General features: G+C 62.8%; 7 protein-coding genes and 1 tRNA gene. 6 read left to right on the top strand and 2 right to left on the bottom strand.

The window, feature by feature from the left end:
• The first annotated feature begins 123 nt into the window (after positions 1-123).
• Complete coding sequence (locus tag ABR948_RS23960) at positions 124-1,086, top strand: hypothetical protein (protein WP_428122878.1); 963 nt, start codon at positions 124-126, stop codon at positions 1,084-1,086.
• Between the two features lie 12 nt (positions 1,087-1,098).
• On the opposite strand, the gene ABR948_RS23965 is transcribed toward ABR948_RS23960, so the two are convergent.
• A complete protein-coding gene (locus tag ABR948_RS23965; RefSeq protein WP_428122879.1) occupies positions 1,099-4,128 on the bottom strand; it encodes an adenylate/guanylate cyclase domain-containing protein in 3,030 nt (1,009 codons plus the stop codon).
• Positions 4,129-4,295: 167 nt separating this feature from the next.
• A tRNA-Asn gene (locus tag ABR948_RS23970) sits at positions 4,296-4,370 on the bottom strand.
• Between the two features lie 261 nt (positions 4,371-4,631).
• On the opposite strand from ABR948_RS23970, the gene ABR948_RS23975 reads away from it, so the two are divergent.
• From ABR948_RS23975 to ABR948_RS23995, 5 genes are all read left to right on the top strand, one after another.
• A complete protein-coding gene (locus ABR948_RS23975) occupies positions 4,632-4,811 on the top strand; it encodes a hypothetical protein (protein WP_428122880.1) in 180 nt (59 codons plus the stop codon).
• Between the two features lie 155 nt (positions 4,812-4,966).
• Entirely contained in the window at positions 4,967-5,632 is a 666-nt protein-coding gene (locus ABR948_RS23980) for a protein-L-isoaspartate O-methyltransferase family protein (protein WP_428122881.1), read from the top strand.
• 204 nt (positions 5,633-5,836) lie between these two features.
• Positions 5,837-7,243: a TolC family outer membrane protein gene (locus ABR948_RS23985; RefSeq protein ID WP_428122882.1), complete on the top strand. Its 1,407-nt coding sequence runs from the start codon at positions 5,837-5,839 to the stop codon at positions 7,241-7,243.
• Positions 7,244-7,627: 384 nt separating this feature from the next.
• Positions 7,628-8,392 carry a PopZ family protein gene (locus ABR948_RS23990; RefSeq protein WP_428122884.1) on the top strand — a complete coding sequence of 255 codons (765 nt, stop codon included), beginning with the start codon at positions 7,628-7,630 and terminating at the stop codon, positions 8,390-8,392.
• A gap of 130 nt (positions 8,393-8,522) precedes the next feature.
• The coding region (locus ABR948_RS23995; protein ID WP_428122885.1) for a valine--tRNA ligase at positions 8,523-10,273 on the top strand (1,751 nt) is incomplete at its 3' end.

Consider the following 10,273-nt stretch of genomic DNA (forward strand, 5'->3'; position numbering starts at 1 on the left):
ATCCCGATCTCCTATGCGAATACGCTTTATGGACCGATCGTGCCGGGTCAAGCCGGCCTCGCCTGAGATATCACCCAACCCTGATCCAGGCCGATTACGGCTCTGGGGATGAAGGAGAACCAATTGTCACAGAAATACATCAATTACAGTGGCTGGATAACCCTTCCTCAGCCGCCCTTCAACGCCAACGGTGCCGATGTCTATAGTTTCGGATTCCCCGCCGATCACGCAGCCTGTCAAGCCTATCTGGACAAGACCTACAATGTGATCGCGGGGCGGCAGCAATTTCGCGTCCTGTTGGACATGGTGTTCCTGGCCTACGTGAAGAATGCGGCCCTCGTCGCAACGACTCCGCCTTTTTCCGAACAGGGCGGCACGCCCGAGATCGACGTCGGCTTTTGGCTGCTTGTTGGCAGCTTCGACGGGGACCCATTCTTCCCCACAAATATCGCATGGGTCCCCGCCTATCTGTTTGTCGATAGTGGTTTGGCCGTGACGGTAGGCCGCGAGATCATGGGGTATCCCAAATATTTCTCGAACATCACCGGGCCCGCGACCTCGCCATCGGCTGGGCCGTTCGTCGCCTCGGCGATGCTCATCAAGACGTTTGCGCCGACCGCCATTGCAAGTCAGCAGCAGTTCCTGTCACTAACCGGAACCAATTTCGTTGCCACGTCACTTAAAAATACTTCGGCATCGCCCGCCGAGGTCTTTGCTCGGCTCAGTGGGGCCGCAAGCCCGGCACTTTTGAAACCAATCGCCGAAGGCCTGTACAAGCCGGAATTTCTGTTCGGTCTGAATATCCCGGTCCCGGTCTGGTATCTCAAGCAATTCCTCTCAGCCGACGGCTCGGACACCGCCGTTTATCAAACCCTGCTCGAGGGACCGCTCACCCTGACGACGCTACGTGACTGGCAACTCCTTGAGGGCGACTGGACGCTCGAACTCGGGGTTTTCGATAGCCTGCCTTTTGTCACCGAACTCGGGCTCGGCACGCCCAAGGACGGCAAGGTGACGCTGACGACCAAATACGGGTTCTGGTCAAGCTGCGACTACACGTCCGGAACGGCGGTTCCGCTGGTATGAACCGGGTTAACTTCAGAACCGGCGGTCCGCCTCCGACTCTTTGGCTGGCGTGAGCCGCTCGGCGCGGTCGAGGATTTCCGCCCGCGTCCGATAAAGCATGGGAAGATAGAAGGTTTCGCCGGTAGAAATCGTTTCGGCGATAGCGACGTCGATGACAGACAAGGCGTCGCCTAAATCGCCCATCGCCATCCGCACGAGCCCGATGTCATGGAGCCGCTCCGGTCGCCCCAGCTTGCATCCGAGCCGGTCCAAATCATCGAAACCCGACATGGCGATGTGCAGGCCGGCGTCCGCCTCATCGAGATGCCCGATCGTGATGCCTTTGTAGAACGAGGCGATCGCGCCGTAGAGAGGATAGGATCGTTCGTTGCAGACCGTCAGGGCCTCGTCGGCGAGCGCGCCCAGCCGGGTGTAGTTGCGTCGCGCGCTGGCGAGGCGCGCTTGAAAGCAGAGGCTATAGGCGTGATCGTAGGCGCGCCCCAGTCGCTGCACATGGGCTTCCAACTCTCCCTCGACCCGATCGGCGCCCGCCTCGTCGCCCAGCGCATTGATGACCTGCATGAGGGCGCAGAGGCTTCCGACCAGAGGATCCTGCGGGCTGGGGAACACAAGCTTCGCGCCATTATGCTGCCGGTAGATCTCGCCGGCGTTCTCGAGATACGTCCGCGCCTCCGCAAGCTCGCCGCGCATGTACAGCAGGTACCCCTGCGCGTATTGGCTTTCGATCCGTTGTTCCGGCAGATCCGTCTTGCTCGCCATCTCCAGGCATAGGCGCGCGGTCTCCGAGGCGGGGCCCATCTCGACCGCGACGATGTAGAAGCTGCAGGCGTTCCTGAGCACCGCGAACAGCTCCGGGACGTTACCCATGGCGTCACAGATCACGCGCGCTTCCGCGAGCGCCCGACCGACTTTCGGTGACGCGTAGCCGTGCGAGGCCGAAAGGCTCACAGCCAGTCCCAGTAGCAGCGGCAGTTCGGCCACGGCGCGCTCGGCGCCGGGAGGTTGACGCCGCAGCAATTCCACCGCCGTCTCCAAATGCCCGACCGCCTCCACATGGGCGGCTCGGGACGCCGCGCGTTGCCCGGCCGCCACCCAGAGCGGGATCGCCTCGAGCGCGGCACCGCTCTGGCTCAAATGATGCGCCAGCAGCTCGGGCTGCTCTTCCTGCAACTCCGAAAAGCGTTCGCGCAATACGGTCGCGATCTGCCGATGCAGCGCCTCGCGCTCGCGCTTCAGGACCGAGTCATAGGCGGCGTCGCGAATGAGCGCATGCTTGAACAGGTATTCGCTGTGCGGCGGCAGGCCAAGACTTTCGACCAGGCCAGACCGGGTCAGCTCCAGCAACCCCTGTCTCAGTTCGGCTTCCGGCGCATTCATGACCTCGGCCAAAAGGTCGTAGCTGAAGCGACGGCCAATCGTCGCGCCGACGTTGGCGATCTGCCGCGCCGCGCCCAGACGATCGAGCCGCGCCACCAGCGAATCGTGCAACGTGGCCGGAATAAAGACCTTCGCATCGCCTTGACGCGCCGGCGCCGCTGCCATGCCTTCGAGAACCGACTTTGTCATCTCCTCGACGAACAGCGGAATGCCGTCGCAGCGGGCGACGATCTGCCGCGAGGCTTCCGGCGGAAGCGCCGCAGCCGCGTCAAAATGCGCGCAGATGCGTGCGGCCGCGCCACGGTCGAGGCGCGTTAATTCGATATGCAGGAGATCGGCAATTTCGGTCCAGCGGTTCGAGAACTCGGGCCGGGCGGTCGCCAGGATCATCCAGGGGCGACCCTTGGCCTTCGCTGCGACGCGATCGACCAGCTCGAGCGTCGTCGAATCGCTCCAGTGCAGATCCTCGAACGCCAACAGCGCGGTCTCATCGCCCGCCCATCCATCCAGACTGGCGAGCAGCGAGTCGAGCGTCACCGCCTTGAGCTTATCCGGGGTCAAGCCCTCGAGCGGCGACGAAGGCGCCGGCGGAAGGCCGAGGAAGTCAGCAATCGCAGCCGTGCTGAGCGGCGCCGTCAGTCCAAAGCGCGCCATCAGTCGTGTCAGTTTGGCGCGTCGTCCGTCGACAGATTCGCCACGTTCGAAGCCAGCCGCTCGCGCAAGCTGTTCGGCGACCGGATAAAGTGCGGAATCGGTGGTATTGGGTCCGCAGTTCCAGGTGGATTGCACGTGCGGAGCATCGGCGACATGGTTCCGCAGGGCTTCGACGAGATGGGATTTGCCGATGCCGGCCTCTCCCTGAATCAGGACGACCTGACCCTCGCCGGCGCGAACCTTCGACCAGCAATCGACGAGAATCTGCAGCTCACGATCCCTGCCGAAGATGGGCGTTCGCGTGTTTTCGGCCCTGGCTCGGGAACGGCTGCCGGACTCTGTCGCATCAAGCGCCTCAAAGGCCTGCACCGGAGCGTCGAACCCCTTCAGCGTCAATGGCCCCAGCGGTCGATAGGTGAACAACCCCGCGGTGATCCGCTGCGTCGTCTCGGCGACGATGACGCCTCCCGCCGGCGCCGCGCTCTGCAGCCGCGCGGCGAGGTTCGGCGTCTCCCCGACGACATCGACCTCCCGGAATTCGCCGCGGCTGACGATGTCGCCGATCACCACGAGGCCGGTGGCGACGCCGATTCTCACCTGACAGGCGATTCCGTTCGGTAACGGCAAGCCTGCCATCGCGCCTTGCAGCGCAAGAGCAGCCCGAACCGCGTGCGAAGCGTCTTCCTCGTCGGCGCTTGGGTATCCGAAATAGGCGAGCACGCCGTCGCCCAGGTATCTGGCGATGTAGCCGTTATTACGCCCGATGATGTCGTCGCAGGAATTTCGAAACACCTCGAGGACGTGCATCATGTCCTCGGGATCCAGCGTATTGGCGAGCGAAACCGAGCCGACGATATCGCAAAACAAAACGGTTATCGGCCGCCGCTCGGCACGGCGCAGTGCTGCAGCCGATGGCCCTCTCGGGACCGCGAGGGGCGTGCCGCAAGCCGGACAGAAGGCCGCTTCGGAATCCGTCTCTGTTGCGCAATTCAGGCACTTAGCGCGAGCCATTGGGTTACCCCGATCGACGATCTCTCCGTTTCATAGCGTGCAATACAAAACTTCGCCAAGAAATGTTCACATTTCCGCCAAGTTCGCTGGTCGGGCTCTAAGCTTACAATAGGTTGGGGGGCTGTTGAACTGCTCCGAACAAGAAAGAACGGATGAGAACAGCCAAATGGCTCCCCGGGCTGGATTCGAACCAGCGACCATTCGATTAACAGTCGAATGCTCTACCGCTGAGCTACCGAGGAAGAGGCGACCCCGAGGGGTTCGCACGCGGCTGCGTATAACAAAGCCTCCGGGCCTTGCAAAGGACGAAATGGGCTGGCCCCGCGGCGGCCTCTGGATGGGCTGGAAACCCTTGATATCCCGTTGGCATCGCAAAGGTTGATGGCGCCTCCGTGATCCGCAAATCGTGATCCGATCACGCCCATGCTTCACGAACCGAGCGTCAAAAAGACCAATTTGCCGATGAGTTTGGGGGGGCCCCGGGTTTTGCGAGAGGTGAATAGATGTCAGACAGCCAGACCGTTATCATCAGGCCCGTTCCGTCGATCGTGCCGAGCGACAGCCCCGCTTTGAGCGATGACGAATGCCTCGTTCGGCTCGCCAAAGCCCTCGAACAACAGGATTCCGGGCATCTGGACGAGGTGGCGAGACTGATCGGGCGCCTCGCCGTGACGATCGAATAGGTCGTATTCCAAATCAGTGATGCCGCGAAGATCAGGCTGGATCGCAGGCTTCGGCTGGCGCCATCGTTGTGTTGCGTTTTGACGAGCCTTGTATCAAAGATGTCGCTGTTCTCGTTCCATCCTGCGGCAACTTCCGCTCTCCACTGGGGTCCCCAATGTCCGGTTTTTCGACCGCGCGCCAGAAAATGGTCGATGGTCAGGTGCGTCCCAGCGATGTCACCGATATCAGGATTATCGACGCGATGCTGGCGGTGCCGCGCGAAGCATTTGTGCCCCAGAATCAACGTGCGCTGGCCTATCTCGATCTCGATCTCGATGTCAGCGAAGGCGGCGCTGCGAAGCGCTTCCTGATCAAGCCCGTGGTGACGGCGAAAATGTTGCAGGCTGCCGAGATCAAGGACACCGACAATGTGCTGGTCGCTGGTTGTGCGTCCGGCTATTCGGCGGCACTGGTTGCAAAACTGGCGGCGCGGGTGGCTGCGACCGAAAGCGACCCGTCGCTGGCGGCGAAGGCAAAGGACGCTTTCGCCGGGCTCGGGCTTGGCAATGTCACGGTCCGATGCGCCGCGGCGGCCGAGGGTGATTCGGCCGACGCTCCCTATGATGTGATCGTGCTCAACGGCGCGACCGAAATCGTGCCGGAGGGGCTTTACCGGCAGCTCAAGGACGGCGGCCGGCTGGTCGGGGTCTTTGCCCTGACCCAGCCGCAGCGAGCCACCATTGTGACGCGCTCCCATCACGATTTCGGGAATCGAGCGCTTTTCGATGCCGCGGTGCCGGTTTTGCCGGGGCTTGAGCGGCCTGCGGCGTTCGTTTTCTAGCGTCCACCAGCCACTAAATTCCGTTCGAAATCAAAAGTGTGGCCCGGATGCCCCATGTTGAGAGTTTCCCACCGCGTTGCTCCTCCGGGGGTTCCTTACCGCTTGCGCGCGGAATAAGGTGCGGCGGGATGCTGGCTTGGAATGACGCGATTACCCGGTTCGAGCGCGCTTGAATCGGCCTAATGGATGAATGGATTATCGGGGATGAATGGGGTGAAGGTCGTTACCGGAGCTGCGGCTGCGGTCCTTCTATTAGCGTCTATGGGACCGATGCCGGTCTTGGCCGATACAATTGAGGCTGCGCTGGTGCGCGCCTATCAGAATAACCCCCAGCTCAACGCGCAGCGCGCCAGCGTCAGATCCACCGACGAAAACGTGCCCCAGGCATTGTCGGGCTATCGCCCGAAGGTCGCTGTCACGGCCAGCGCCGGTTACCAATATACCGATACCAATTCCACCGTCGGCGGGTCTGCGACCGAGATCGTCAGGACCGAATACCACGGCACCAACCCGCCGCGCTCCGCCGGCGTCACGGTCACGCAGACGCTCTATAACGGCAGCCAGACCGCCAACAAGACACGTGCGGCGGAGAGCCAGGTCTCTGGCGCCCGCGAAGCGCTGCGCGTGCTCGAACAGACGGTGCTGCTGTCGGCCGCGACCATCTACATGGACTATCTGCGCGATGCCGCCATCGTCGAAGTTCAGAAGAGCAATACCCGCGTGCTCGAACAGACGCTGAAGCAGACCCGCGATCGCTTCAATGTCGGCGAAGTGACGCGCACCGACGTCGCCCAATCGGAGGCGCAGCTTGCCGCCGGCAAGACCCAGCAGCTGACCGCCGAATCGAATCTGACGACGACACGATCGAATTTCCGCCGCATCATCGGCAACGAACCCGAAGCGCTCGCGCCGGGCTCGCCGGTGGATCGCTTTTTGCCAGGAACGCTGCCCGGCGCGGTCGATCTCAGCCTGGTCCAGAATCCGAGTGTGACAGCGGCGATGTTCGGCATCGACGTCAACTTCCTGCAGGTCAAGGTGAACGAGGGTGCACTGTTGCCCACGGTGTCGCTGGTAGCCGGTGTGCAGCAAGCCTACGAACAGCAACTGACGACCTTCCGGACCTTTGGTGCCTCGGCGATCGCGCAGCTTTCGGTCCCGGTCTACCAGGGCGGTGCTGAATATTCGCTGATCCGCCAATCCAAGGAAACGCTGGCGCAGCAGCGTCTCGTGCTCGAACAAACCCGCGACCAGACCCGCGCCAACACGGTGACGGCATGGGGACAATTGGTGGCGGGCAGGGCGCAGGTGGCGTCGGCGCAATCGCAGGTGACGGCGTCCGAGATCGCGCTCAACGGCGTGCGCGAAGAGGCTAAGGCCGGACAGCGAACCACGCTCGACGTGCTCAACGCCCAGCAGGCGCTGGTCAACGCCCGCGTCGCACTGGTGACGGCACAGCATGATCGCGTGGTCGCGTCATACGCGGTCCTGAACGCCGTGGGACGGTTGTCGCCCCAGGTGCTCAATCTTTCCACCAGCGTCTATGACCCGAGCGTGCACTATCAGCAGGTGCGCGACAGCTGGTTTGGTGTGCGTACGCCCGACGGCCGCTGATCGCCTGACGTCGTCCGCGTTCGGAGCATGATCTCCGGGCAAACGCTTCGCGTTTGCCCCAAGGGAAATGCGAGAACCGGTTTTCCCTCGCGACAAACGCCAAAAGGCGTTTGCGCGGCGGACGCCGCGCCATGGCGTTGCTTGCAATCATTTGTTGCCATGACGTACCTTTCCTAGAGGCAGCGGAGCGATTCGCACCTTGAGCCGCGACGCTTCGGTGCCCTGGGCAGGGGCGAAATTCCGCACAATGCTTCGGGCGGCGTTTGATCTGGGGACAAGTCGGGCTTGTGCGATGAAAATCCCAGCCCGCATATCCGGAACCGGCAAATCCTGTCTGGCTTGGTGTAAAACGCATACGAGGGCGTTGATGAGGTGGATTCGGAGATGACGCAGCCTGCAAAGGTCCAAGAGCCCTCGATGGAGGAGATTCTGGCGTCGATCCGGCGTATCATTGCCGACGACGAAGCCAAGCCCGCGACTGCCGAGAAGCCGTCGAGCCCCGCGCCGCCGGCCAAGCCGGAAAAGGCTGCCGCGCCGGCACCAGCGCCGAAGGCGCCCGCGATGAACGACATTCCGCCGTCAGCTATTCCTGCCGCGCAAGCTGCCGCAGCGAAGACGGCGCCGCCTCCGGTCGCACCCGCACCGCCTCCGGTAGCCCCGGCACCCGCGCCGGCTGTGAGCAACAGCCAGGACGACATCGATGCCTTGCTGAACGGTCTCGATGAAGCGACCACCCCCGAAGAGATACGGGCGCCCGCGCCTGACCCTGAGGTGTTCGAACTCACCGACGAGATGGCGGTGGCGCCCCCCGAGCCGCCTTCGTTCCACAAGATCGAACCGGCGGATGATCTCGAATTTACCGAAGCCGCGGCTAGGGCTGCGTACCGGCCGCCGGCGTTCGAGCAACCGTCGTTTGACAGCCCCGCAGCTCCGCCCCAGCAGATTCTGTCGCACTCGACGGTGTCCGCGGTTGAATCCGCCTTCAATAGCCTTGCCCATACCGTGCTGAGCAACAACGCGCGGACGCTGGAGGATCTCGTCAAGGAGATGCTGCGGCCGATGTTGAAGTCCTGGCTGGACGATAATTTGCCTGGGCTGGTGGAGCGCATCGTCAAGGCGGAAATCGAACGGGTTTCGCGCGGCCGCTGACCGCCCTGATTCAGCCACCCCATCGGGCTCTATCTCGGCTTTCGGCCTGACCTGCCGGGTTGACTTGCCGGGTTGACTTGGCGTGCGCCGGCGGCTTTCTAGCCCTCTCAACAGCCCCGATTGCATCATCATGATCGAGAAAAACTACCAGCCCGCCGATATCGAAGGCCGCATGTCCCGCCTCTGGGAGGATTCTGGCGCGTTCAAGGCCGGGCGGCCGGAGCGGCGCGATGCCAAGCCCTTCACCATCGTGATCCCGCCGCCGAATGTGACGGGTTCGCTGCATATGGGGCACGCCCTCAACAACACCTTGCAGGACATTCTCTGTCGGTTTGAGCGGATGCGCGGGCGCGACGTGCTGTGGCAGCCCGGTACCGATCACGCCGGGATCGCGACCCAGATGGTGGTCGAGCGGCAATTGATGGAGCGGCAGGAGCCGGGCCGGCGCGATATCGGGCGGGCTAAATTTCTCGAGCGGGTCTGGCAGTGGAAGGCCGAAAGCGGCGGCATCATCGTCAATCAGCTGAAGCGGCTGGGGGCGTCCTGCGACTGGTCGCGCGAACGCTTCACCATGGACGAAGGCCTGTCGCGCGCGGTCGTCAAAGTATTCGTCGAACTGCATCGCCAGGGGCTGATCTACAAGGACAAGCGGCTGGTGAATTGGGATCCGGCGCTGCTGACGGCGATTTCCGATCTCGAGGTGCAGCAGGTCGAGGTCAAAGGCAGCCTGTGGTATTTGCGCTATCCGCTGGAAGGCAAGACGTTCAGTCCCGACGATCCCGCAAGCTTCATCGTCGTCGCCACCACGCGGCCGGAGACGATGCTCGGCGATACCGCGGTCGCGGTCAATCCGGACGATGAGCGTTACACGCATCTGGTCGGCAAGCATGTGATCCTGCCGCTGGTCGGACGAAGAATCCCCATCGTAGCCGACGAGTATTCCGATCCGGAAAAAGGCTCGGGCGCGGTCAAGGTGACGCCGGCGCATGACTTCAACGATTTCGAGGTCGGCAAGCGGCACAACCTGCCGCAGATCAGCGTGCTGGATCAGGAGGGCGGTCTCGCGCTCGCCGGCAATGAAGATTACCTGCGCGGATTGCCGGAAGGCGCGGCGCAGCTGGCGGAGGAGTTGAACGGCATCGAGCGTTTCGCCGCGCGCAAGCAGATCGTGGCGCGGCTTGAGGATTTCGGCTTTGTGGAGCGGATCGAGCCCAACACGCATATGGTGCCGCATGGCGACCGCTCCGGCGTCGTGATCGAGCCTTATCTGACCGACCAATGGTACGTCGATGCCCACACCATGGCGCAGCCGGCGATCGCCGCGGTGCGCAGCGGCGCGACGGCGTTTGTGCCGAAGAACTGGGAAAAAACCTATTTCGAGTGGATGGAGAACATCCAGCCCTGGTGCATCTCCCGCCAGCTGTGGTGGGGCCATCAGATTCCGGCATGGTACGGGCCGGACGGCAAGGTGTTCGTCGCCGAAACCGAAGAGGAGGCGGTTGGCAACGCGCTTGGCTATTATGCCGAGCAGGAAGTCATCACGCCGGAGCAGGGCCGCCAGATGGCGCTCGATCCGGCCAAGCGCGCCGGCTTCATCACGCGGGATGAAGACGTGCTCGACACCTGGTTTTCCTCGGCGCTGTGGCCGTTCTCGACGCTGGGCTGGCCCGACGACGACACCGACGTCAAGCGCTATTACCCGACCGACGTCCTCGTCACCGGCTTCGACATCATCTTCTTCTGGGTCGCCCGGATGATGATGATGGGGCTTCATTTCATGAAGGAAGCGCCGTTCCCGACGGTCTATATCCACGCCCTGGTTCGCGACGAGAAGGGCGCCAAGATGTCGAAGTCGAAAGGCAACGTCATCGATCCCCTGCA

The organism is Bradyrhizobium sp., from assembly GCF_050014615.1.
In the GTDB taxonomy this organism is placed as follows: Bacteria; Pseudomonadota; Alphaproteobacteria; order Rhizobiales; family Xanthobacteraceae; genus Bradyrhizobium.

Coding starts and splice junctions, on each gene's coding strand:
- ABR948_RS23965 (WP_428122879.1), bottom strand. CDS start 4,128: ATGGCTCGCGCTAAGTGCCTGAATTGCGCAACAGAGACGGATTCCGAA.
- ABR948_RS23975 (WP_428122880.1), top strand. CDS start 4,632: ATGTCAGACAGCCAGACCGTTATCATCAGGCCCGTTCCGTCGATCGTG.
- ABR948_RS23980 (WP_428122881.1), top strand. CDS start 4,967: ATGTCCGGTTTTTCGACCGCGCGCCAGAAAATGGTCGATGGTCAGGTG.
- ABR948_RS23985 (WP_428122882.1), top strand. CDS start 5,837: ATGAATGGGGTGAAGGTCGTTACCGGAGCTGCGGCTGCGGTCCTTCTA.
- ABR948_RS23990 (WP_428122884.1), top strand. CDS start 7,628: ATGACGCAGCCTGCAAAGGTCCAAGAGCCCTCGATGGAGGAGATTCTG.